This is a genomic window from Desulfosarcina widdelii (assembly GCF_009688965.1).
Taxonomy (GTDB): domain Bacteria; phylum Desulfobacterota; class Desulfobacteria; order Desulfobacterales; family Desulfosarcinaceae; genus Desulfosarcina; species Desulfosarcina widdelii.
In genome coordinates, this window is record NZ_AP021875.1 from 4,647,413 (window position 1) to 4,671,309 (window position 23,897).

The 23,897-nt window shown below is 50.9% G+C and carries 26 protein-coding genes and 1 tRNA gene; 12 read left to right on the forward strand and 15 right to left on the reverse strand.

Translation table 11 applies throughout. From position 1 onward, the window contains the following. Positions 1-2 precede the first annotated feature (2 nt). Positions 3-725 carry an energy-coupling factor ABC transporter ATP-binding protein gene (locus GN111_RS21350; protein ID WP_155305698.1) on the forward strand — a complete coding sequence of 241 codons (723 nt, stop codon included), beginning with the start codon at positions 3-5 and terminating at the stop codon, positions 723-725. Positions 726-747: 22 nt separating this feature from the next. Here GN111_RS21350 and GN111_RS21355 read toward each other — a convergent pair whose 3' ends face one another. Further along, positions 748-1,620 carry an HDOD domain-containing protein gene (locus GN111_RS21355; protein WP_155305699.1) on the reverse strand — a complete coding sequence of 291 codons (873 nt, stop codon included), beginning with the start codon at positions 1,618-1,620 and terminating at the stop codon, positions 748-750. Between the two features lie 236 nt (positions 1,621-1,856). Here GN111_RS21355 and uvsE point away from each other — a divergent pair, with 236 nt between their 5' ends. Continuing rightward, entirely contained in the window at positions 1,857-2,747 is an 891-nt protein-coding gene (gene uvsE / locus GN111_RS21360) for a UV DNA damage repair endonuclease UvsE (protein ID WP_155305700.1), read from the forward strand. Here the strand turns inward: uvsE and GN111_RS21365 are convergent. The 3 genes from GN111_RS21365 to GN111_RS21375 all read right to left on the reverse strand — a co-directional run bounded on the left by GN111_RS21365 (position 2,744) and on the right by GN111_RS21375 (position 4,891). Continuing rightward, positions 2,744-3,439 (reverse strand): GntR family transcriptional regulator, encoded by a 696-nt coding sequence (locus tag GN111_RS21365; RefSeq protein WP_155305701.1) that lies wholly within the window; start codon positions 3,437-3,439, stop codon positions 2,744-2,746. The two genes, uvsE and GN111_RS21365, sit on opposite strands and share 4 nt — an antisense overlap. A 66-nt stretch (positions 3,440-3,505) precedes the next feature. Continuing rightward, the gene (locus GN111_RS21370) at positions 3,506-4,252 is read right to left on the reverse strand and encodes a DUF6125 family protein (protein WP_155305702.1); all 747 of its coding nucleotides are present in this window, start codon (positions 4,250-4,252) and stop codon (positions 3,506-3,508) included. A 159-nt stretch (positions 4,253-4,411) separates the two neighbouring features. Continuing rightward, positions 4,412-4,891 (reverse strand): GIY-YIG nuclease family protein, encoded by a 480-nt coding sequence (locus GN111_RS21375; protein ID WP_155305703.1) that lies wholly within the window; start codon positions 4,889-4,891, stop codon positions 4,412-4,414. 191 nt (positions 4,892-5,082) lie between these two features. On the opposite strand from GN111_RS21375, the gene GN111_RS21380 reads away from it, so the two are divergent. The 9 genes from GN111_RS21380 to GN111_RS21420 all read left to right on the forward strand — a co-directional run bounded on the left by GN111_RS21380 (position 5,083) and on the right by GN111_RS21420 (position 13,154). Next, positions 5,083-5,886 carry an MlaE family ABC transporter permease gene (locus GN111_RS21380; protein ID WP_155305704.1) on the forward strand — a complete coding sequence of 268 codons (804 nt, stop codon included), beginning with the start codon at positions 5,083-5,085 and terminating at the stop codon, positions 5,884-5,886. Between the two features lie 7 nt (positions 5,887-5,893). Next, positions 5,894-6,664, forward strand: a complete 771-nt coding sequence (locus GN111_RS21385) for an ABC transporter ATP-binding protein (protein WP_155305705.1) — start codon at positions 5,894-5,896, stop codon at positions 6,662-6,664. Between the two features lie 59 nt (positions 6,665-6,723). Next, on the forward strand, positions 6,724-7,176 hold the full coding sequence (mlaD, locus tag GN111_RS21390) for an outer membrane lipid asymmetry maintenance protein MlaD (RefSeq protein WP_155305706.1): 453 nt from the start codon (positions 6,724-6,726) through the stop codon (positions 7,174-7,176). Between the two features lie 85 nt (positions 7,177-7,261). Beyond that, positions 7,262-7,897, forward strand: coding sequence for an MlaC/ttg2D family ABC transporter substrate-binding protein (locus GN111_RS21395; RefSeq protein WP_170302397.1), 636 nt, complete (start codon positions 7,262-7,264; stop codon positions 7,895-7,897). A gap of 4 nt (positions 7,898-7,901) precedes the next feature. Further along, entirely contained in the window at positions 7,902-8,771 is an 870-nt protein-coding gene (locus GN111_RS21400) for an MlaA family lipoprotein (protein WP_155305708.1), read from the forward strand. Positions 8,772-8,888: 117 nt separating this feature from the next. After that, positions 8,889-10,703: an AAA family ATPase gene (locus tag GN111_RS21405; RefSeq protein ID WP_155305709.1), complete on the forward strand. Its 1,815-nt coding sequence runs from the start codon at positions 8,889-8,891 to the stop codon at positions 10,701-10,703. Between the two features lie 34 nt (positions 10,704-10,737). After that, the gene (locus tag GN111_RS21410; RefSeq protein ID WP_155305710.1) at positions 10,738-11,538 is read left to right on the forward strand and encodes a general secretion pathway protein GspB; all 801 of its coding nucleotides are present in this window, start codon (positions 10,738-10,740) and stop codon (positions 11,536-11,538) included. A gap of 201 nt (positions 11,539-11,739) precedes the next feature. Beyond that, positions 11,740-12,999 (forward strand): M23 family metallopeptidase, encoded by a 1,260-nt coding sequence (locus GN111_RS21415; RefSeq protein WP_170302398.1) that lies wholly within the window; start codon positions 11,740-11,742, stop codon positions 12,997-12,999. Positions 13,000-13,078: 79 nt separating this feature from the next. Continuing rightward, positions 13,079-13,154, forward strand: a tRNA-Ala gene (locus GN111_RS21420). A 163-nt stretch (positions 13,155-13,317) separates the two neighbouring features. Here GN111_RS21420 and GN111_RS21425 read toward each other — a convergent pair. The 11 genes from GN111_RS21425 to GN111_RS21475 form a co-directional block, all read right to left on the reverse strand. Further along, positions 13,318-13,515, reverse strand: coding sequence for a hypothetical protein (locus tag GN111_RS21425; RefSeq protein WP_155305712.1), 198 nt, complete (start codon positions 13,513-13,515; stop codon positions 13,318-13,320). Between the two features lie 52 nt (positions 13,516-13,567). Next, a complete protein-coding gene (locus GN111_RS21430; protein WP_155305713.1) occupies positions 13,568-14,713 on the reverse strand; it encodes a hypothetical protein in 1,146 nt (381 codons plus the stop codon). A gap of 231 nt (positions 14,714-14,944) precedes the next feature. After that, positions 14,945-15,175, reverse strand: coding sequence for a hypothetical protein (locus tag GN111_RS21435; protein WP_155305714.1), 231 nt, complete (start codon positions 15,173-15,175; stop codon positions 14,945-14,947). Then, the gene (locus GN111_RS21440; protein ID WP_155305715.1) at positions 15,165-15,395 is read right to left on the reverse strand and encodes a hypothetical protein; all 231 of its coding nucleotides are present in this window, start codon (positions 15,393-15,395) and stop codon (positions 15,165-15,167) included. Before GN111_RS21440 ends, GN111_RS21435 begins: the two co-directional genes overlap by 11 nt. Before the next feature lie 571 nt (positions 15,396-15,966). Further along, positions 15,967-16,647 carry a hypothetical protein gene (locus GN111_RS21445; protein WP_155305716.1) on the reverse strand — a complete coding sequence of 227 codons (681 nt, stop codon included), beginning with the start codon at positions 16,645-16,647 and terminating at the stop codon, positions 15,967-15,969. 13 nt (positions 16,648-16,660) lie between these two features. Continuing rightward, a complete protein-coding gene (locus GN111_RS21450) occupies positions 16,661-17,665 on the reverse strand; it encodes a hypothetical protein (RefSeq protein ID WP_155305717.1) in 1,005 nt (334 codons plus the stop codon). Positions 17,666-17,822: 157 nt separating this feature from the next. Further along, on the reverse strand, positions 17,823-18,053 hold the full coding sequence (locus GN111_RS21455; RefSeq protein ID WP_231715519.1) for a helix-turn-helix domain-containing protein: 231 nt from the start codon (positions 18,051-18,053) through the stop codon (positions 17,823-17,825). Between the two features lie 339 nt (positions 18,054-18,392). Beyond that, positions 18,393-18,611, reverse strand: coding sequence for a hypothetical protein (locus GN111_RS21460; RefSeq protein WP_155305718.1), 219 nt, complete (start codon positions 18,609-18,611; stop codon positions 18,393-18,395). A 292-nt stretch (positions 18,612-18,903) separates the two neighbouring features. Further along, entirely contained in the window at positions 18,904-21,144 is a 2,241-nt protein-coding gene (locus GN111_RS21465; protein WP_155305719.1) for a bifunctional DNA primase/polymerase, read from the reverse strand. 221 nt (positions 21,145-21,365) lie between these two features. Then, the gene (locus GN111_RS21470) at positions 21,366-21,563 is read right to left on the reverse strand and encodes a helix-turn-helix domain-containing protein (RefSeq protein ID WP_155305720.1); all 198 of its coding nucleotides are present in this window, start codon (positions 21,561-21,563) and stop codon (positions 21,366-21,368) included. Positions 21,564-21,610: 47 nt separating this feature from the next. After that, positions 21,611-22,057 carry a hypothetical protein gene (locus GN111_RS21475; protein ID WP_155305721.1) on the reverse strand — a complete coding sequence of 149 codons (447 nt, stop codon included), beginning with the start codon at positions 22,055-22,057 and terminating at the stop codon, positions 21,611-21,613. Positions 22,058-22,137: 80 nt separating this feature from the next. Between GN111_RS21475 and GN111_RS21480 the strand changes: the two genes are divergently transcribed. After that, the gene (locus GN111_RS21480; RefSeq protein WP_170302399.1) at positions 22,138-23,205 is read left to right on the forward strand and encodes a tyrosine-type recombinase/integrase; all 1,068 of its coding nucleotides are present in this window, start codon (positions 22,138-22,140) and stop codon (positions 23,203-23,205) included. Positions 23,206-23,897 lie beyond the last annotated feature (692 nt).

Here is a 23,897-nt window from a genome sequence, read left to right on the forward strand (position 1 = left end):
ATATGGACTCCCTTCTTCTGAACCTGTCGAACATCAGTTTTCACTACCCCGGCGGAAAGCCGGTTCTCGACCGCCTCGAATTTCGCCTTAACGCCGGTGACCGCGTTGGACTGGTGGCACCCAATGGCAGCGGCAAGACCACCTTGTTTCATGTGATCATGGGGCTGCTCAAACCCGATTCCGGTACGGTGGAAGCCTTCGGCCGCCCCAGACAAGAGGAAAGCGACTTTGTCGAAGTACGTCGGCGCATCGGCCTCTTGTTCCAGGATGCCGACGACCAGCTTTTCTCCCCCACGGTCCTGGAAGATGTTGCCTTCGGGCCATTGAACCTGGGAAAAACAAGAGAGGAAGCCCTGGCCGTCGCCAGGGAAACCCTTGATTTTCTGGGATTGAAGGGCTTCGAGGATCGGGTGACCTACAAGTTGTCCGGAGGGGAAAAACGACTGGTGTCCCTGGCAACGGTCCTGTCCATGCGGCCGGAGGTGCTGCTGCTGGACGAGCCTTCCACGGGCTTGGATTCAACCACGAAGGAAACGCTCGTCGAGATCCTCAACGGGCTTGATCTTTCCCTGATTCTCATCTCCCACGAGTTCGACTTCCTCTCCCGAACCGCCCGGCACATCTATACTTTGGAAGATGGCCGCATTCGCCTGGACGCAGAACTACAGATTCATACCCATCAACACGCCCATCTCGTAGGAGACCAGCCCCACAAGCACATTTAAGGTCGGAAAATCAACTCGGATACTATTCGGCTTCGACAAATCCGTTGATCTGGCGTTGAAAGCTCTTATAGGTAATCATCAGAGACTTTATCCGCTGTTTGTCGGGGAAAAAGAGTTCGAACACTTCCTGATATACGTGATAGGCCAACCGGTCGACGCCGATGCCGGTGTCCACCATCATGGCGATCATGTCGGCCAGGTAGAGGGTCACCGTGGCCGGGTCGTTGCGTGCGGCAGGCGTGGTCAGATGGTGGTTTTCGATCATATAGGTCATGTGAGGGCTGAAATGCCATTGCTTGGCGATCATGCCGCCCACGGTGGTGTGGTCCATGCCCAGCACCTCCATTTCCGCTTCCACGAAGCTCATTCCCTTGCCCTTCACCAACTCCTGAATGGATGTAAGCTGGTCGGCGACAAATTCGTGCAGAACGACCTTGCCGATATCTTTCAGCAACGCGGCCGTATAGATGGCCGGCAGGCTCATCAGGTCGTGTTCGTCGGCCAGCGTCCGGGCAACCATGGCAACGGCCAGGCTCTGGCGCCACAGATCCCCTTTGGCCAGTCCATAACCTTTCTGGGCCCGCTTGAGATTGCCGGACAGGTTTTGGGAAAGCACCATTTCCACCACCCGCTGCAACCCCAGCATGGCAACGGCCTGCTGAACGGAGTCGACTTTGACGGGCAAACCCACATGGGCGGAGTTGACCGTTTTCAACAGATTGGCGGTAATGGCCGGATCACGCTCGACCACGTCCATCAAATCTTTCAAAGGTGCATCCGGGTCGTCGGCCAGATCCAGGACTTTGTGGATGACCGAAGGTATCGGTTCCAGGCGTTCTACCTTCTTCAATACTTTTTTAAGGTTGTCCATGCTTTCGTTGTCCTTATTTTCCATTTTTCGTTTCGAGAATGGCACGATGCAGGCACACAATAAATCATCGGTTCTTTTCGGGCCGGCATTAGCGAATTTTGTCGTCCAGGCTGCGATTCTCGTATAAATCGATAAGGATGGACTGAATACAGGAAACCAGAAGCCAGCCACAAGAATGGATCGGTAGACGGGAACCCGATCATGATTATGTTTTACGGGTTTTGCAAACGGTCATTACCCGCAGCGTTATAGGTGACACCATGATTCGACTGGGGCTATGCTGTATTTTTCGAAATGCGCCCATCAAATTCCGGCGGACCACCGCACGATATCTGTTATCCATTTCCAAAGCCAAACGGGAAGAACATCTGGCCACGATCTGTATGCACAATGCCGATGCCCTCTACCGGTCGCTGAAATTTTGTGCTGCCAATGGCATCGGCGCCTTTCGGATCAACAGCCAGATTCTACCCGCCAAAACCCATCCAGAAGCGGGATACGACCTGGATAAATTGCCGGAAGGGGACCGGATCATCGCGCGTTTCAAGCAATGCGGCGCCTTTGGCCGCGAAAACGGAATTCGGACCTCCTTTCATCCGGATCAGTTTCTGGTGCTTTCGTCGACCGACGCCGATGTGGTCAAGCGCTCCATTGCGGACCTGGAGTACCATGCCATGGTGGCCGGGTGGGTGGGGGCCGATGTGATCAACATTCACGGCGGCGGGGCCTATGGCGATAAAAAGAGCGCGCTCAGACGGCTGGCCGGGGTGATCAGAGGGCTCGACCGGGAAATCGGAAGCCGCCTGACCCTCGAAAACGACGACCGGGTCTATACGCCGGCGGACCTGCTACCCTTGTGCATGGAAACCGGCGTTCCACTGGTCTATGACGTTCACCACCATCGCTGCCTGCCCGATGGAAGCAGCGTTGAGCAAACGACCGAAGCGGCGCTGGCCACCTGGAACCGGGAGCCGTTGTTTCACCTTTCCAGCCCCCTGAACGGGTGGGAAAAGGGTCCCTGTCGGCCCCATCACGACTATATCGACCCAAAGGATTTTCCCGATTGCTGGAAAGGGCTGGATCTTACGGTGGAGGTGGAGGCCAAAGCCAAGGAGCTGGCGGTGCTGCGGTTAAAAAAGGGCTGCGGTTAAAATTCGGCGCGGCTTTTCTCTTTCATCAGATGGGACAGACCATCTAGCACATGCTGTTTCACACGGCCAATGTGCTCGGAAAGCACCCGTTGGGCCTCTTGGAGGTTGCCGTCGCGAACGTGCGCGAACAACTCTTTGTGAGCGGCGTCGGCCTTGTCCATGGAGGTCGAAAAAAGGATGTTGCCCCCGTATTTCAGGTAGAGCAGATCGAAAAGAAAACGCAGGGTCTGGTGCTGGACACGATTACCGGACAGGTCGGCCAGGGTGAGGTGAAACTCCATATCCTTCAGCAGCCGGTCGTGCAGATAAATTTTGCGGGAAGCCTGCAAATGGGCCTTTAGGGCGTCTTCCAGTTTCTGGAGTGCCGGCGTATCCATCCGGGCCATGGTTCGGGGCAAAAGGGCCAGCTCGATCTGTTCCCGGAACTCGTAAATCTCTTCGACTTCCCGGATGCTGATCGGCTCGGTGTAGTAGCCGCGGTGGCGCTCATGGCGGACCAATCCCTGAAATTCCAGCCACTTGAGGGCCTGAATCACGGGGGTCTGGCTCATGCCCAGCCGCTCGGCCAGATCGCGGTAGGCAATTTTCTGCCCCGGCACGATTTCGTTGTGAAACAACATCTGCCGGATGCCCTGGTAGGCCTTGCGGGTGTGGCCGGCGTCGGCCTTGTCTTTTGTTTTCGCTGGTGCCATGGGTCCGCCCGTAAGATTTGATCAAATCTTTGATTAAATCAATGCGGCCCGGATGTCAATACGTTGCTAATCCTTCATCGAGAAACGCCATGCACAATACCAGTCGTCAGGATGCGCGTCCGGCGGGCAGCCGATGCATTCGGTCTCAATCCGGGAATCGACGGCTCTGGCAAAATAGGCGTATTCCACCAGACCGGCGGATTTGCAGGGATAGTCGGGGAGGCTCTTTTTTTTGCGGGCCACCTGGACCCGGCATTCGTTCATGCGGAAAATGAAGGCATCCGGGCCGTCGTCTTCGAAGGACTGCACGTTGATGCGGGCGTAGACGCGAAAACTCAGTGCCTTTTTGAGCCCTTCCAGTCCCGGTTGTTCGCCGAGATTGAGGAATCGTTTGATGGACCAGGCTTCGAAAGGCGAGAAGTGGGCCCAGCAGGAGTCGTTGCAGCGTTTGGCGTCGTTCATGCCGTTGGTGAACTCCACCGCCTGGAACCAGACCCCGTCGTTGGCCAGCCAGTTGATGGCGACCCCGTCGAGAAGCGCCAAAAGATCTTTTTTTTCCATGTTCAAAAGCGGTTCGGGAATGCCGTTTTTCATGTCGAAGCCGAGGATTTTGGACAGCCGCTTGAATTGAATGCCAAGGCTTTTTTCCGAAGCCGCGGAAAGCGCTTCCAGCGCCTTTTCCATGCCCATCTGGTGGCGGATTTCAGTGAACCAGAGCGCATAGTGGATAATGGTCCGGTGCATGATATCCATGACGAGGCGTGCGGTCTGTTCCTGATCCAGGTTGTCGATGGTTTCGACATTAATGGCCATGGGCGGTCTCCTTTCATTGGTGGCACCCGTCCCTTTTTAAGGACAGGTCGGCGGCAGATGAGGGTTATCGGGAAACGTTGGCGGCATGCACTGTAGGCAAAGGTCTCGGCGAAGTCAAGACTTGTGGCCGCATGCCCATAATGGATGGACAAACATTTATTATGGGAACATGTCGACCGGGTTCAGACGGTACAACGGGCCGTGGTTTACGATTTGACTGCGCAGGTTGCGTCGGAAGCTGACGAAGCCCGGTTTTCGAGGCCGATGAATCAGGTGCGACAGGCAAGTGCAGTCCGAGGCGCCGAAACCGGCAACGGGGCAGGTCGATCCTTTCAGGGCGGAAAAACAGCGGGCCCATGCACATTCGCGTTTGACGGGATCGGTGGTGGTCCAGATGTCCACGGGCCGTAAGGCGGTTTTGAGGTAGTCCAGGTGCCAGTGGGGCCGTCGTGACGGTTTCAGGTGGTGGGCCAGTCGAGAGGCCAAACCGCCCGGACCGAAGGCGCTGCCCACATAGATCCAGTACCCTCGGTAACCTTCGGCGAGGCCCAATTTACCGACCCGTACGCGAAAGGGCGTGTCGCAGTGAAAAATCAGGGCGTAGGTGCCCGGCAGGTTGTTCATGACAGACCGTGGCATGGGATTCTTGCTTTACAACGTCGGCGACTTCATTTAATTTAAATAATTTAAGCCTGATGGTCCAGTTGTTTCGCATGCCGGACGGGGTCCGGCATGCCCATGCAGGAACTCAGGATATCATCAATATTGGCGGTTTCGCCAGTCGGATCGATTCCCGAACCGGTTGGCGAACCAAAGACGACGGAAAATCGATGGCCCAAACAAACGTTATCTCCGATATGCTTGCCGGCCTTGGACGCATGGCCATCGACCCTGTCCAGGAACTGGGCCGGGCGGCGATATTTTTCTTTCGGGGGCTTGTCCACCTTTTTTCCTTTCCTCTCCAGGCGGACAAGATTGTCGATCAGGTCTATTTTATCGGCATGAAATCCGTGTTCGTCATCTGCCTTACCGGGGCGTTTACCGGAATGGTGCTGGGGTTGCAGGGCTATTACACGTTGGTGAAATTCGGCTCCGAAGGGTTGTTGGGCGCGGCCGTGGCTTTGAGTCTGATTCGGGAAATGGGCCCGGTGCTCACGGCTATCATGGTTGTGGCCCGGGCCGGTTCGGCCATGGCGGCGGAAATTGGCATCATGAGAATTTCGGAGCAGATCGATGCCCTGGAAACCATGGACATCAATCCCATTCGTTTCCTGTTCAGCCCCCGTCTGGGTGCCGCGTTGATCGCCTTTCCTTTTCTCACGGCCATTTTCGATGTGGTGGGCATTTTCGGCGGGTATGTGACCGGCTCGCTGCTTTTGGGCATCAACTCGGGACTTTACTTCAGCCGGGTGGAATCCAGCGTTCTGATGGAAGACATCAACGGCGGATTCATCAAGGCGTTCTGTTTCGCCGCCATCGTGGCGACCATCTGCTGCTACCAGGGCTACACCACCCACATGCGCAAGGAAGGCTTCGGCGCCAAGGGCGTCAGCCTTTCCACCACATCGGCGGTGGTGATTTCCTGTGTGTTGATTCTGGTGGCCGACTACGTGCTGACCTCCTTTTTGCTGTGAGAAGACGATGGACGAACCGCTGATCCAATTCAACCAGGTATGCAAGCACTTCGGGGACAATGTCGTTCTCGACGGGGTTGACCTGTCCATTTTCAAGGGACAGGTTACGGCCATCATCGGCAAAAGCGGCATTGGCAAAAGCGTACTGCTCAAGCACATTATCGGCCTGCTGGAGCCCGATGCAGGTGAAATTCTCTTCGAGGGGCGGTCCCGCGGTGCCATGACCAAGGCTGAGCGCCGGTCGCTGAAGATGAAATTCAGCTACATGTTTCAGGGGACGGCCCTGTTCGACTCCATGACCGTATACGACAACGTGGCCCTGCCGCTGAAGGAAAACAGGCGGGTCGCCTTCAACGAGATCAAGGAACGGGTCCGGGACAAGCTGGCCCAACTGGATCTGATCGGCATCGAAGAGAAATATCCGTCCCAGCTTTCCGGCGGCATGAAAAAACGGGTGGCCATGGCCCGAGCGCTGGTGACCGAGCCGCAGATCGTTCTTTTTGACGAACCGACCACCGGCCTGGATCCCATTCGCAAAAACGCCGCCCACCGGATGATTTCCCAATACCAGCAAGCATTCGGGTTTACCGGAGTCATGGTCAGCCATGAAATTCCCGATGTTTTCCATATCTCCCAACGCATTGCCATGCTGGATCGAGGCCGGATTCTCTTTCAGGGCAGTCCCGAGGAAATCCAGAGCAGCGACGAGCCGGCCATCCGGCATTTCATCCGGGGAGAAGTACCGGAAGGCGAGGAGTATGACGGGTTGCACGAATGATGCACCCTTAAAATAACCATTTCAGCCACGAAACAAGGGGTTGCAGCCGCGGAGGCAATATGAAAAAAACATCTGTGGAAACGGCGGTAGGCGTGTTTGTGATGATCGGCCTGATGAGTGTCGCCTACATGACCATCAAGCTTGGCAAAATGGAATGGTTCGGCGATGGCTACTATCTGCTGGATGCCCGCTTCGATTCCGTTTCCGGCCTGAAAACCGGTGCCCAGGTGGACATGGCCGGTGTAGAAATCGGGCAGGTAGCCGATATTCGCCTGGACAACGAGCGCAAGGTTGCCGTCGTGCAGTTGAAAATCAGGGAAGATGTCATGCTCACCGATGACGTCATTGCATCGGTCAAGACCTCCGGATTGATCGGGGATAAATACATCAAGTTGACGCCCGGCGGTTCGGATCGAATTCTCAATCCCGGTGGCATGATCATCGATACCGAATCGGCTTTGGATATCGAGGAACTGGTCAGCAAGTATGTGTTTGGAGATGCCGAAAAATAAAAAATTTCAGAAAACGGTGGTCCGTCCGTTTGCATTAACGGGCTGCGGGCGGAACCATAATAAAACCGTATTGCGGAGGAAAACCATGAGGAGAAGGCTATTTGCCTGTATGTTGATGCTTGCCGTGCTGGGGATCGGCCCGGCTGCGGCTGCATCCACCGAGCCCATGGCAGTGATCAAGGCGCCCATCGACGAAGTCATCGAAATTCTCAACGATCCCCAGTACAAAGAGGCCGGTACCAAACAGGCCCAGCGCAACGCGATCTGGCAGATCGTCCGTCCGATGTTTGATTTTGAAGAGATTTCCCGGCGGGCCGTGGCACGCGAATGGCAGCGTTTTACCGATGCTGAGAAGCAAGCCTTCGTGGATGTGTTCGCTCAATTTCTGGGCAACACCTACATCGATAAAATTCAGGGGGAGTACCACAACGAAAAGATCGCTTACCTCGGGCAGGAAATTCTTCAAGAGGTGTACGCCGAGGTCAAAACCCAGATCGTCAGAGAAACGGTCGAAATTCCGGTTAACTATCGCATGCGCAAATACGATGACGGCCATTGGAGAGTTTACGACATCATTGTCGAGGGCGTCAGCCTGGTTAAAAATTACCGTACCCAGTTTGCCAGCATCCTGAAAAAGAAAAAGCCGTCCCAACTGATCGACCAACTCAACGAAAAGCTCACCGAGCAGAACCAGCGGCTGGTTGGAAGCGGGCAGGATTGATTTAATGGCTGAAAAATGGATTCCAGCGGTCCGCTCGCCTCAGCGGCGCGTCATGGTGTGGGCGCTGGCGATTCTGATCGTAGTGTTGACCCGCAGCGCCGCCATGGCCGGGTCCTTGGAGGAAAAGGCCTCCGAGTCGCCCACCGGTGACGAACCGGCTCTGACGGAATCATCGGACCCTTTCGATCCTTTCGACAAGGGCGGCGGGGATGTTTTCAAAAATGAAGACGAAGCATCGCAGGCGGTTGCCGATCCCATCGAGGGGTTCAACCGGGCCATGTTCACCGTCAACGACAAGCTCTATTTTTGGGTGCTCAAGCCGGTGGCGACCGGATATCGGTACGTCTTGCCCACGCCGGTTCGTTCGAGCGTCAAGAATTTTTTCTACAATTTGCTGGGTCCGGTGCGGTTCGTGAACTGCCTGTTTCAAGGCAAATGGAGGGCCGCCGAGGGTGAGTTCTGCCGCTTTACCGTCAACACCACAGCGGGCATGCTGGGGTTTTTCGATCCCGCAAAAGATAATCCGAAAATGAATCCCCATGAAGAAGACTTTGGCCAGACGCTGGGTTATTATGCAGTCGGCAATGGCTGTTACATCGTCTGGCCGATTTTCGGCCCCTCTACCCTGCGGGATACGGTGGGCGCTGTCGGCGATTGGGCATTAAATCCGTTTTCTTTCATGAAATTGATCAATGTCGATGCCGGCGCCTTGACATCCGATACGACCAACGTGGCCATGTACTGTATCCGGACCGTCAATGACGTGTCTTTCCGCATCGGCGACTACGAAACCCTGAAAAATGCAGCCTTGGACCCCTATGAAGCCTTTCGGAATGCGTATATTCAGAATCGCAACAGCAAAATCGCCCGGTAAGAGGTCTTGGGGGTAGCCTGCAGCGCCATGATACCCCGTTGCGATGCGGCACAAAAACCCTTGCCCACGTCACAATACGCTGACCGGCTGGTTGCGGCCGAAGGTTAAGGCGGAAGCATGTACAATCGATTTTTCGGGTTCACAGAGAGACCTTTCCGGCTGGTACCCAACCCGGCGTTTTTATATCTCTCCCGAATGCATGAAGAGGTCCTGGCCCACCTGAATTACGCGGCGGCCTATGGTGACGGCTTTGTTGAAGTCACCGGTGAAGTGGGCACGGGAAAAACCACCCTGTGCCGCATGTTTCTGGAAAATCTGGATGAAAAGACGGAAGCCGCCTATATTTTCAACCCCAAGCTCGATGCCCTGCAGCTCCTCAAGGCGATCAACGACGAGTTCGGCATCGCCTCGGACACCGATTCGGTCAAAGCGCTCATCGACCGCCTCAACACCTTTCTGCTGGATCAAAAAGCCAAGGGCAGGCGGGTCCTGCTGCTCATCGACGAAGCCCAGAACCTGAGCCCGGATGTGCTGGAGCAACTGCGGTTGCTCTCCAACCTGGAAACCACCACCAGCAAACTGCTTCAGATCATCCTGGTGGGCCAGCCCGAATTGGGGGAGATGCTGGAAACCGGAGCCCTGCGCCAACTCAATCAGCGCATTACCCTGACCTGCCACCTGGTTCCCCTGACCTTTACGGAAACCCGCGCGTACATCCGTCACCGTATTCACGTCGCTTCGCAGAATCCGGGTCTGGAGTTTACTGCAGGCGCCTACCGATCCATTTTCAGATACAGCGGCGGGGTTCCCCGGTTGATCAACATCGCCTGCGACCGTGCCCTGCTTACTGCCTATACCCGCAACAAGCACCGTATCACCAACCCGATTGTCAAACGGGCGCTGCGTGAGTTGAACCGCAAAACCACGCGGACGGCCAAGCCGATGCTGCTGCGCGAAAAGCTGACCCTCGGGTTGCTCTTTCTTCTGGTTTTTCTGGTGTTGGGGGTGGCTGCCGATTATATCCTGTTCAGCCCTGTACGGAAAAAGGCCGCTACACCGCTGGTGCACCATAAAATTCAGGAAAGGCCTGCGTTTTCGGAAACAGAAACGCCGCCTTCACCCCGAACCGACCCAATAGAAGTGGATGACAGCCAGCCGGCTACTGCCGATGCCCCATCACAGGAACAGGCGACCACCGAAGGGGTTGCAACGGCGGCTGTTGAACCTCCCCTGTCTTCAGTGGAGGCGCAACTCCCTCCGTCGACGGAGCCTCGTTCGCAGGAACCGGAATTGATCCAAGCGATCACCGTCGCTGATGAGATGCGTTCACGCGCCGGCGCACTGAAAGCGGTATTGAAGGCCTGGAATATGAAAACGGACCCACGTCCTTTAGAGGTCTCGGACGGCGACACCTATTTTCGCCTGGCCGCTCACTACAACAACATGGAAATCGTTCAGGCGCGCGGCAACCTCAACCTGATTCGAAAACTGAATCTACCGGCCATCGTGGAATTTCCACATCCCGACGGCAGCGGCATCCGTTATCTGGCCGTGACGGGCATGAGTGACGACGAGGTGCAACTTTCCGATGGGGAAATTGCGTATTCCGTTCCCACAGCGGTCATGGAAACCACGTGGAATGGCAGGGTCCATATCCTCTGGAAAAATCATTTCAACTACACGGGGGTCGTTCCGATCAATTCTCCGGGAGACGTCATTCTTTCTCTCAAGGGACATCTCAAGGCGCTGGGTTATCCCGTTGGGGAAATGAATGCCACTTACGACATCGTCACTCGAGAGACGATTGAAAGGATTCAGGCCCAGCATGGTCTGGAGGTTGACGGTATGGTGGGGCCGCAAACCAAAATCGTTATCTATAACGATGATAAAACACTGGAAATACCAAGACTTGACAACGCGTTGAACGGATGATGCCGGTACTGCAGGCGACAGAGGCAAGCAACCATTGAGTTCAATTCTGGAAGCACTGAAAAAAGCGGAACGAGAGTCCACCGAAGGACGGGACGCAGATCTACCCTGGCCGGCGCCGCTGCCCAAACGGTCGCCCTACCCGACGGTTCGGCGTCGGTGGTGGCTGCCCCTGGGTGCCGTGGGGGTTCTGTGTCTCGGCATGGCTCTTTTCTGGCATTTTCAACGTCCCGATCCTTCCAGACCCACCGTTGCTTCGACGCCGCCTCCGATCCCTGATGAGCAAACAAGTTCTCCTTCGCCGATCCGCCGGGCGGACAGGCCGGAAACGCCGCCGGTCTCCAAAAACAAGACCATTGCTGCCGTGCAAGACCCGGCTTCCGGAACTGCCCCCGCGTCTCGGGCCAAAGCGCCGGCGGCAACGGCCGCACCGGTTCAACCCGCGCAGCAAAAGGTTCGAAAAGCTCCGCCACCCATGGTGGCCAAGGCCCCTCCACTGAGGCCTCCAGAGACCCATTCCCAGCCTCAATCCCCCGAGCCCAATGATGCAACGGTACCAGCCGACCCGCACCGCGCTGCCCCCCGAGATACCGTCAAGCCTTCCAGGATCCCGACATCATCCGAAAAAAGCGATAAAACCTACCGCAGCGACCCCCGGATAGAGTTGCAGGCCCTGGTGTGGAGCCCGGACGCCGCCGAACGCTTCGTGATCGTCAACGACCGCCTGATTAAAGAGGGCGGATCGATTGAAGGGATCACCATCGTGAGAATCAATCCCGACGACGTCCTGGTTTCGGAGGGCTCCCAGCGATGGCATGAAGCGTTCAAGATCCGCTGATCCGAAGGAAACCGGTTGTTTTTATGGCTTCAACGATTTTAAAAAAATTCCGCAAAAAATCCTCGAATCAAAAAAATCCAAAAAAAACGGTTGATTACCAATTTGTCATTTGATAACTAACCGATATGCAAGCTAAAGTTGTCGATGCAGGCGACCGAAACCATCCTGGACCAGGCTGAATGTTCGAAAGGAACGTCCGATATGTGTGTGAAAAATAGAGTGCTTGCTGTCCTTTTCTGTCTTGCCGCGGGGGTCGGCAGCCTGATGCTTCCCCCCACCGGCCGGGCTGCCGGGGATCAACTGGCGCCGGCGGCCGGCCAGCATCTTTTGACTGCCGTGGCACCAGCCACAACGGTCAGTGTCGTCGAAGGAGTGCTGCGCAATCGTACGCTCTACGAGGTTCTGACGGCCTGCCACATCCCACCGGCCGAGATTCTCTCCCTTTCCCGGTCGTTCAAACCGGTTTTCGATTTTCGAAGCGCCCGACCCAAGGACGTCTACCAGGTCAGCGTCGACAACCGGCATATGATTCAAAAGTTTGTCTACAAGACCAGCCCCCTGGACGAATACGAGGCCATAAAGAACGAAAAGGGTGGCTACAGCGTTCACAAGCGTGACATCGTGCTGGACCGTCAGCAGGTGGCCAAGGTTTTCACGATCGAGACCTCGCTGTACGAGGCCGTGGCCGACAGCGGCGAGGACCAGGCCATTGCCGGCATGATTGCCGATATCTTTGCCTGGGACATCGATTTTTATCTCTATCCGCGCAAGGGTGACCGCATTGCCGTGGTGTACGAGCGCTGTTACAAGGACGGCGTTTTTGTCAAATACGGGAAAATTCTGGCGGCCCGCTATGCGGGCAAGCACAAGACCTTCTCCGCGTTTTTGTTCAACGACGGCCGCTTTGACGGCTACTACGACGAGACCGGCCAGCCGCTTAAAAAATTGTTCCTGCGTACACCGATGAAATTCGGGAAGATGACCTCCGGCTATTCCATCCGACGGTTTCACCCGATTTCGAAACGCTACAAAGCGCACACCGGCATCGACTACGGTGCTCCTCGGGGAACCCCCATAATGGCTACTGCCAACGGCCGGGTCACTTTTTCCGGTTGGAAAGGCGGCTACGGCAAGCTGCTCATGGTAAAGCACGCCAACGGCTACCAAACCTATTACGGCCACTGCTCCCGGCTTCTGAAAAAGCGCGGCCAACTGGTCGAACAGGGACAGGTGATCGCCCGGGTCGGTTCCACCGGCATTTCCACCGGCCCCCACGTCCACTACGAAGTCCGGGTGAACGGCAAGCCCATCAACCCCAACAAGGTCAAGAAAAGCCGCGGCAGACCTCTGAGCCCCGAACTGCTGGCCAAATTCAAACCGATCGTCGAGGAGCGGCTGGCGATGGTGGAAAGCCTGTTGGAAGAAAAGACCAGCCTGGTAATGCTGATGCAAAACGATTGATGGTCTTGACGGTAGCGCCAAAAAGGCCTACACAAAGACTGTCAAAAGTCGTGTGAGGATCTAAACGAAGTTATAACATGGGGATGTAGCTCAGTTGGGAGAGCGTAGCGTTCGCAACGCTAAGGTCAGGGGTTCGATCCCCCTCATCTCCACCAAATAAAATCATGGGGTTGCGACATTTTCGCGACCTCATGATTTTTTAATTATTGGCTAATTGTTAGCCAGTATTTCGTAGCTCAAAAATTAGAGCTGACTCCATGGCGTGCAATGAATCTGTACGATGATGTGAAAAAGGATTGGTCGCGGCTAAAACAATCCCTATCCTGCCGCTTTTAAAAGGCGAGCTTGTTTTGCTGTTAAAATGATTTCTTTGCTATAACCTTTGGTTTTCATGTCATTTTTTACTGTATTATCCAGGATTGTGACTATTTCAGAACATTTGCGGGGGTCAAGGTCTCCGCTGCCACATAGCTTTGACGCTTTGATGAATGCTTTTGTTCTTTTGATTTTTGTCATCGCCCCCCTCCCTTAAGTGTTGGTTAAAACAAACAAAGTAACTTAGTATGTTTTAAAAGCCTAAAAGCTCATTTCGGATGTTAATTTTTTCCCCAAAAGTATTAAAGGCTCTTTGGAGCATTTGTTCAATTGCTATATAGTTGATAAAATAGAGTAAATGCCTGTGCCTCTCATCGGTTTTTATAGATATACCCATGGACAAAAAGGGTTTCCCTTTATCATAATAATCATCAAAAACCAAGGTAATATAATTTTTCCATTTTGTGTCATGCTCTGCTTTCTGATGGGAACGCAAATTTAAAGATTTTATTAGAGATCTTTTCAAAACTCCAGCCTTGTAAATCATTCCTTGGTCTGTATTCATTGGGGACAGTTCTTTCTGATATTCAATCCCGCCCATACTCGATACAAGCTTTATGTATTTGTTGTTATGCAAGTACCGAAAGTGAACACGAACATCTCTAGAATCAAAAAGCAGATTTGCTGTCCCAATACAAACATCTAAAAAATAGCCTCTAATAATATCAAATGGAGTATACTCCCCCTTTTGAAGCTCGTTTTCATGTTCTTTATTTTCTATGTCATCGGCATGTTGTTGGGAAACTTGATTTATATATTTTGAGTAATTCCAGATTCTATCGGAAAAATCTGGAATAGACTTAATAAGCCTGTTGGAGACGGTGATGTTTGCATTTTCGGGGAGTGGCACATACAATGCACCAGAAGCAATTTGTTCATTAAGTCTACTCTCTCGATCATCTAACTGCTTTTCTCGTAAAATGTTTTGTTGAAGTTGTTCTTGAACCTCTTGCATGTCTGTAAAATTTTCATCTTTTAAGGCGCTTTTTTGAGCAAATTCGTAATGTTTATCAATATGGTCTTTTCGGGCCAACAAGATGTCTACAGTTTTAAGTTTGATAGGTGAATTCTGTTGTGTTTTCTTCAATAGGTATACACATAGGAAAAAACTTAAAAATCCAGATATTATTAAAGAGAGGTAAAAAGCGGATATTGCTTCGTGAAGTTTTTCTTGTGGAAGTTTGATTTTATCTACGACATAGAAAAAAATATAATGAAATCCGGCATTACCGCCAGCAACACCTGTAACCTTTAGCCATAAATTATCAGCTCGGAAAGCGAGAAGACCTGTAACGATTCCGATGATAAGTCCTAAAAGAGAGTATGGTAGTAAATGCATTAGGTGAGGAGAACCACAATATGGTTAGCATTAATAATTGTTTGAATACTATATATTGTGTCTTTTTGCATTTTACCCTAATTATGATTCTTAATTCATATTTTGGAAAGATTGTCAATACTTAATTAGAATTTTTGAATTATAGTTTTATAGACAACCAACGGCCTATAATTTTGACAAGGCCGTTGATTGCCTATTGGTGGACCCAAACATTGTCTTTTTTTGATTAGGCTATAATTGCTTTTTTTGTTCTTCCGGAATAGGAAATTCTTCCTCATCGTATCGTTCCAGAGCTAAAACAAGTGGATATAGCAAATTTGAAAATTCACCATATAATTGGTTTTCAGTCTGAAAATAATCTGGATGTTCCTCGGAAGCCATAATCAATACTGAGTAAAGACTTTCGGCATAATTTTTCATTCTTACGATTTTTATGCTGGCATCGGCACTATCATCCCACATAATCACACCTCCTGAACCGTTCGGAATATCCGCGCTCAAGCGCTCCATAAATCCGGTCAATGGTTTCCGCTTCAACCGGGTGGCCGGTGCTGGTGGGTAGCTTGGCTATGAGATCCATGGCATCAAGGTATCCCAGGGCTTGCCCGTTTTGGCTGATCGTTTGAAAATTTTGGGTTAGCTGCTTGGTAGGTGGTGAGAATCCGGGTTGATTGTGGCGCATGACGAACCTCCTTGTGGTGTGGTGTAGGATAGTCCGCCCTTTTGTCGCCAAACAAAAAGGCGGTACACGCGCGGTTGGCGAACCGGCCCACAAGGAAGCCGGCAGACCTTTCGGTCTCCGCGCATGCACCGCCAATTGAATCATAGTACAGAAATTAAAAAACGCCATACTATGAAATAGGGCGCTCATGCGCCTTGTGGTGTTTCCGGTCGCCAAACCGGGCAACGGTATTTGCCGTTACGATTTAAAGCATAGGCCATCCGAAATCCCGTGTCAAGCCGGGAGTGCTGTCCCTTGATGGTACCGGCTCCGAAATTGAAAACCCCCTGGGCGACAGGAGCGAGCACCCAGGGGGTTTAAAACCCTGCAGTGATAAATGAAAGACACTACAGGAGGCCTTACAGGGGCTGGTCAAGCCCCAGCAGCCGGAAACGTGGGAAAGGAGTTAGAAGCACACACCCGGCAACTTCGACGATTCTTACGGTCATCGCCGCCCGACCGCTTACGGTGACAAAAAGGCCCGCTGCCCCATGCAAGCCCTAAAGCCAATCGTAAACCCGTAAAATCATTTTCACCGACTTGCCGGCGAATCCCCGTGCTCATTTACAGCAATGCCAATGCCTAACTTTGTATAGGCGTCAGCCTCATCGACGGGAGAGGATCTAAGATCAAAGCCTTGCGGTCCGCATGGCTCGTTGCACTTTGATTGCAGGCCAATCCAATGGGCAAGAAAGACCTCTCGGATATCCGCTCCGATCCGGCCGTTTTGAATCTCGAAATATTCGGCCGGGCTCAACTCCTCGAGCTGGACGGACAGGCTGGCCAGCTCCGCCTCGATATCTTCCAGGCGCCGTTCGCGTTCATCGTCGGTCAAACCGTTGCCATAGGCTTTGAGGTTCTCGGCAGCTTCTTCGACGTCCGCCCAGGTGATCGGCGGGCCAAGCTTTTTCATGAAACGGTCGGTATCGAATTCGAGACGCCCGAAAACATCGTTTGAGCGTTCATTTTTGAGGATGTATTGCTGCAGGTAGGAAATTTTCCGTACCTGGAAGGCTTCGAAGGAGGCCTTCAGTCTCTTCAGGAGATCCTCCCGAGAGGAGGGAATGAATCGAAGCGCTCGCTTCTCTTCATTGACCCTGCGAATGATGCTCTTAATCCGTTTCGCTTCAAGAAATGCCGGAATCCATTGATAGTCTTGAAGACGGCGGTAATGTGGCACCGCAGCTTTCGATTTCCATTGAATTTGATTCATGGTTTTACGTCCGTTAGCTGGTGGAGATGTTGGAGAGGAGATACGCACAGGTTGCGGCGATATCGCTTACCACGTTGCCCGATTCATCCTTGCTCTGGATGAAAGCTTCGTCGACATGGTGGCGGACCCGGACGATATCGCAGCGTCTGGCTTCCTCGCGGTACATTTCCACGATAGGATTCTCTTGCGAATCCTCGATCCAAAGAAATGTCCGACCAACACCCGGCTGGCTGATATCCGGCCCGGAGGAAATTTTGATCAATTGGGCATATTCTTTCGACCACAAGTCCGTGATAATCGCATCCTGCCCTTTGTTTGCGCTGTTGCATACGGCGCCGCCAACGAGGACACTCTTGACATTGAGCACCTGGGCAAGCAGGCTTGCGGTCATGCTGTTTATGTCGGTTCCGGGATAGGAGTATTTCAGCCGGTCAACGATCTGATCGCAGCTTTTCAGATTGACGAATGTTGAGTAGCTGATAATCAAACCATCCGGCAGCATGCCGCATTGATTGCGAAAAGAAAGCGTGGCGTCGTTTACGTCATCGATCGGCGTGGCATCCGAAAAATTATCCCATTCGTTAGTCACGGCGTGGGCGGTAAAGTTTGCTTCGTTGAACATCCTGGAAGAGATGCGCTTTTCCTGGTTTCGCAAAATCTTTTTGTAAGCCCGTTCGGTGGCGATGAAATCGGCAGATCCGGCGGTTTCCGCGTCGAAAAGTTCGCGTTCGACATCGTCAATCGGTTCTTCAGTACCTTTTTCCGAAGTCTTATAAGTGCCCCTCTCATATTCCCAATCACTTCGACTGTAAGTAGCGCGAGGTGCCCGACTGAGATCCTTATCCGGAGCAAGGATTGCTTCGATGGGGATCACCGGAAAGGTCGACGTGTTGAGCGTGGTGCGAAAGATCGGCATGACCTCCAGGCCGATAAACTCGGTGGACTTGTCTTCTACCAACTCAAGGGCCATTGCGCCAAGGTCGGGCCGGAAGACTACGGAATTAGCAGATGGTCTCATAAGTATTAACCTTTCAAAAAATTGATTGATAAGATGGGCGATTAAGCGCCAGGTCGCCCGGGAAAAAGGGAAGACTTGTTGAAAGGTTTAACACAGGCCGTTTAAATTACACGAGAACAGGTGGCGCAGATGGCACGGGTGGCACAGATGGCACAGTTTATTTCCATGCCTCTCCACTTAAGAGGCCCTCTTCAAGCGAAAATTCGCGAATCCTCTTTTTTACATACTGGCGTGCCGATTCTGATGTTACGATTAGGGTTGAACCGGGCCCGCCAGTCCGGAATGCTACAAACTCGCCTTGAGCGATAAGCCGATATACCGCGCGTCGGCTAATGTTCAGGTAGTCGGCGAGTTCGTCGACTCGAAGATGGGCTTTCATTTTTTTCATTTCAGAACTCCAAAAGGATCGGGGACACGGTTTTAACATCTCCTTTGATCTTACCCGCCCAAAAACCACAGCTTTCGCACAAACACACACTGGGACGCGCTTGAGGCGGTCATTTGGTCCATGTAATCGAAAATTCGCTCCGGAATGGTCCAACCATGTGCCATTCCGTCAAGTGTCTCAGGTTGCAGACCGCGTGGCCGTGATAATAAAAAGAGACGGATAGGACATGCTATATAGGCGAAAATTCCGTTTTCCGTTCCTTTTCAAAATTCTAAGTGGACACGGTTTCTGAGCCTGATGCCGCCCCACTGGGTAAGGCTCCCAGAAGGACCCATAGACTCAATCTATAGCGACCAAAACATAGTCGTGGAAAGATCCGTCATGGCAATGCGCTGTACGATGTCCTAAATAATCCAGTGGATTATCTTCGATTCTACCAGCTCCATGAACATGGCGCTTGCCACACCATGGGCATCGAGGAACGATCCACTGCCTTACGGTTTCGGACTCCTTGAGGTGGCAACGGGCAATCATGGTGTTCCGTGCTTTTTCCATCATTAATAACCTCCTAACTGTTTGATAATATAATGTATGTCCAGGACGTCCACTTCTATTTTTGCCATCTGGCGACATAACACATTGTTATTGTTAGAAATGTCCAGCGCGTCCAGATGTCCAGTAATTTTTCGAAAATTCTTTATAAATCCGTAAATCGTTTTTCATCTTCTTCCGTATGCGTATCGATTAATATTCCAATAATACGCGTGGACAAGTGGACTTGTGGACATATAATGCAAATTCAACAAGTTAAGGCCTCCCAAAAATGGACACAAAGTGGACGTAGTGGACGTTAAAAAGGCACCTGGTCATCATCATCCCAGTCGATTTTAAACTTGAGTTTTGATTCGAATTGCTGCCGGCAGGCCTCCAACGGGGGTAAGCGCCAGGTACGAAACCGCTTGCCTCCAACGGTAAAGGCCTTCCTTGGCCCGCCATAAACATCAACCATCTCTTGGAGGCGCCGCTGTAATTGTGTGTGGGAGAGTCTGCGGTTGCGCACATTAATTTTGTCGCAATAGCGTTCATAAAGATGAAAGAGACCTTCTCTGGAAACAAGAGTTGGCCATCCTTCGGGTGGTTTCTCGTCGGAAGGGTCTTGTAAATTTCCCTCCTGCAAACAGTAAAACCAGAACACTTGTTCCGGCTGCATGGTCTCGATGGCCTGGTTTAGAAATTCAGGGGTTCGAGGAGCAAACCGCAAATTACTTTTGACCTTGCGAGCTAAAAGGTATTTGGCCAGATCCGCAACACCGCCGTTTTCCATCTGCTTGTAAAGCATGTTCCAATATTCGGTATCGCCAACCCGTTCATTGGAAACGTGGACAACCATAAATCGGCGCTCCTCCAATCCGGCAGGAACTACCCAAACGTTGTTGCTGGCAATAACTAGATGGCAGTGGTTTCTGATTTCAAAGGGGTCAACAAATTTATTTTCAACTAGAATTACATCCTCGCTTATAATTCCCTTCAGCAGGCCCTCTGATCTCTTGTCGCCGCCGTAAAAACTTTCATCGACAAAAACCAAAATGCCGTATTTTAAATGGCCGTTGAACCGGCCGGTAATCTGATTTTGGTGAATAATGTGGATAAAATGATTTTGAAACAATTCTCCTATGAATTTAACGAAAGTGCCTTTCCCACAGCCTTGGCTCCCGCGTGCTACTATCGACGTCCCTTGGCGTTTTTGCCCTTTGTTCTGAAAAAGCCAGGCTACCCAATCCATTAACCATTCGTAGATTTCCTCATTCCGGCTGCAAATAACGGTCTTTATAAATTCAAGAAAAAGCTCGCAAGTCCCAGGTCCAGGTTTGAGAATTGCAGGCTTATACATATTGAAAAGGCGGCTTGTCTTTAAAAACGGATCAAAGGTGATCCCATCGTATTCACGTCGATGTGGCGATTTTAACCAAATGTCGGCAAAGGTGGCGAAGGTGGGCTTGCCTTTCGTATAACCTACAATGATGCTTTTATTCTCATAACGAAAGCGGAAATCCTGCCGGCTTAAAAGGGAGAAGTCCGGTCGACCGCTCACGGGGTTTTTATGCTCGTATATTATTTGAAACTTTCCTCCGACCATGCATGTTCCATGTGCCCGGTTGATGATTCGAATAATAGCGGCCTTGGCCGTACGGATCTGCTCTTTGTCAGGTTCATCGATCTTGCGAAAATCCTTGAGGAGCTGCTCATCTGAAACGGATTCTGATTTATCTCCTCGTTTCTGTGAAATAGGGTCCTCTGCCCGGTCGGTAAAGTAACCGCGAGCCTTGTCAATTTGAGGTTGTAGCCAACGCTCCCGGCCGTTACCAAGTTCCCTATATTTCTCACCGATAGGATATGATTCAAAGAGTGAGAAAATCTCCGAATCGGACAAGCCCGAAAAAATCAAGCCGCCCAGCACGGTAAAGATAGCCTCGGACCGCTGGCCTTTAGCCGCACCATTACGAATCAAAGACCGGGTTTCGGGCTTGATCGGCAATCGGTCAATGTCATCTGCAGCTATTTTCCTTTTTGACTTTGGGGAAGGTTTCGGTTTCGCTTTCTGTTTGGAAAACTCAAGCAACCATTGAGGAGCTTTGGCCATCGGGCGGTTATTCAAAATTATATATTTTTTTCCGGTATCGGGATGGACTGATCCAGGGGCAACCACTTGACCACCATGGCCACGGACATCAAAACCCATGACCTTGCTTGTTCGGTTGCCGTATTTCTGTCCATCTTGCGGATATTGGAAATAGTAATGATGGCCACCGCTGCCGGTTTCAACAGTGTAGGTTTCCGGAACCGTCCATCCTTTTTTTTCACAAGTTGTTGTGAAGGCGCCGGCGTCATCGACATCCAGGACAAGGCACCCGGATGCCGGCCCGCAGGCAATACCGCAGTTCCGACCCTTTAGATCCGCTGGGGATAAAGGGCTCTTTTCAGCGCAATACCGCTGCCATCTCTTATCAACTGGCTTTTTGCTATGCCCTCTCAGTAAGATCAGCGAAAAATCTTCTATCTTCGGGCCTTCGGATGATTTAAACTTACTCATGAGGAATCTCTTTAACGACTAAAATAGGAGATAATAGCTTCATCCCAAGCCCTTCCTTTTGATATATCGCCGTTTGCCGGTAAGGGGATCCGTTATCCAGTTTTGTACTGGTCGATCATCATCCGGAAGGTATGCAGCCAATTCAGCTTTCATCAGTCGAATTTCCTTTTCAAACTGTTCAAGCATAAACATGGCGCGCTCTATGGGAGAGGCTTCGCGCATTAGTCAAAAAGTCTCTCACGCCTCATATTTAAAGCAGCCGCATATTTTTGTTGCTGTTTTTCCGTTAAATTAATTCTTCCGTTAATCACCATGTTTACGCGGGTGAAATGTTCACCAACCAATTTCGCAAAATCTCTTTGTGTAAGGCCTTTTTCCTTAACAGCCTGCCATAATCTCCCATTAGGTTTAATGCTCATGACAATTTCCTTTTTACAGTAATATGTAAATTAGGTTACAAAAAAAATTAGGGTTTAATACGATCATAAAGTTTCGAAATATTAACTACTAACGCGCTGGTATATTTCGATAATTTTATATCTACAATATTGGACCTTTTCATGGTCTCTCTTTCCCTAACACCGTGAAAATGAATGTCTTCTCCCCCATCAAAAATAACTAAAAAAAATCCACTTGGTTTATCCACTTGGTGTGTTGAGCAAGTAAGCATTGATGGCCAACGTTCTTTTAGAGCTTCAAACACAAATTTTATTTTTGACAGTTCAAGTCTGCAAACGCTGCTCAATTCCTCAGCAAGAAAAAGCTCAAGGAGATTATCACAGGAAAATGTTCTGCCGGTCGGTCCACGCCCAGGGTTGTCCTGGCAATTGACAAGCCCAGCATCTACAAAATATTGAATGCGCCTCGTTGGAATCCCGTATTGCTCATATATTTCTTTAGCTTTTAGTGGCATACGTCCTATTTTTCTATTTACACGATTATGTAAATTAATATAATTTGTTTGTCAATAGATTTTAATATATGTTGACCTTTATGGCAGTTGTCCAAAAAACAGACGGTCGATGGTGTGTAGTCCATTATGTTGAAGGGCGCCAGCGCTGGAAATATTTTGGCCGTGGCGCCGAAGCGGAAAAGAAGGCCCGCGACTATGATGCCTCCTTGAAAAATTCCGGTGAAGTCCGTTGCTACAGAAAACGATCCAAGACCTTCGGCCCGACATTAACCGAATTGGTTGATGCTTACCTTAAAGCGAAAATAGCAACCATCTCACCAGTCTCAATTCTTAATATGACCTGCAAGTTTGAATCGGTGATCCTGCCTCAAATCGGTCATCTTAAGGCAATGAAGCTAACTCCGAGCATTCTAGATGAATATATTGTCACGCGATCATCCGATGTGAAGATGACAACCATCCATCGTGAACTCTCGGACTTGCAGGCGGTCCTCAATTGGTCTGTAAAACGGCGTTTATTGATTCGCAATCCGGTGCAAGGTTATGAAAAACCGAAACGCGATGATGAGGTAATTCGCCCACCGTCACAGTCTGAAATTCGAGCGATCCTGAGCAAGGCCCCGGATCACCTTAAACGGGCATTGACAATCTGTTATTTCACAGGCCTGCGGCCTGGTAACAGCGAACTATTTTCCCTCACCTGGGGGGATGTCGATCTTGATGCCGATTTCATCCATATACTCTCGGCCAAAAAAGGTGGGATCCGGCATCGTTCCATTCCTCTGCATCCATCGTTCAAACGATCCTTGGAAAAATGGAATGATCAAGATAGCCCTAAAAGTAAAGATCCCGAAAAAAAGAAAGAACCGGACAAAGGGAAACCTTTGGTGCACTACCGTGGCAAATCCATCAAATCTATCAAAACCACATGGAAAACTGTCAAGAGAAAAGCAGGAATTACGAGACGCTTGCGGCCATATGATTTCCGGCATGCTTTTGCGACAGCAATGCTATCGGCCGGTGGAGACCTGAAATCTACAAGTGAGATGCTCGGGCATACAAGGTCTGACACGACCACAAGAATTTACCAGCACACAAATGAAGTGATGCACAGGCAAAATATCGACCGTTTACCGGACATTGACTAACAAAAGATATTAGCCAATTTATAGCTCTATAACATGTCGTTTTATCATTATTTTCTGAACGGCTTCTGTGTTCGCAACGCTAAGGTCAGGGGTTCGATCCCCCTCATCTCCACCAAATTACAATCCAGCTTAGTCCGACTAAGCACAAAAGGCCCTGAAAAATCAGGGCCTTTTTTATTTGTATATTCCGACGATGGTCCAATGAAATCCGTTTGCGTCCATGATAGCCGACAACTAAGTCAAAGATACTCGATTAAGTTTAACTTAGAAAAAGTCTAAGGTAAGGTTTAAACGCAGTAGATCGCCTCTGCTGCTGGCCGGTAATCTGGTTCGATTTTGTTCCTGCCAAAGAAAGAGACAAGGCCCGTGCAGGGGCCTTGTCTAAGTGAGGTGTGATTGGAGATGAGATGGAGGTTGATCTTATCCACGGTTACAGCAGGTTGCATGCCATTTTGTTTTTTACGATTTATCATAATAATAAAAGATAGTTAAGATGCCATTTAAAACAATCGAATACAACTGTCTCGATAAAATGGCGTATAATTTGAGATTTAGTCTCAAGAAATGAAATTTATTGAGACAGAAATGGGCAAGAGCACTAAACGAATTGCCACCACCCTCAAAAGGGAGAAAGATTCTTGCCGTTATCCGGATATACAATATAGATCGGTAGAAACAGAACAAGCCCTGGG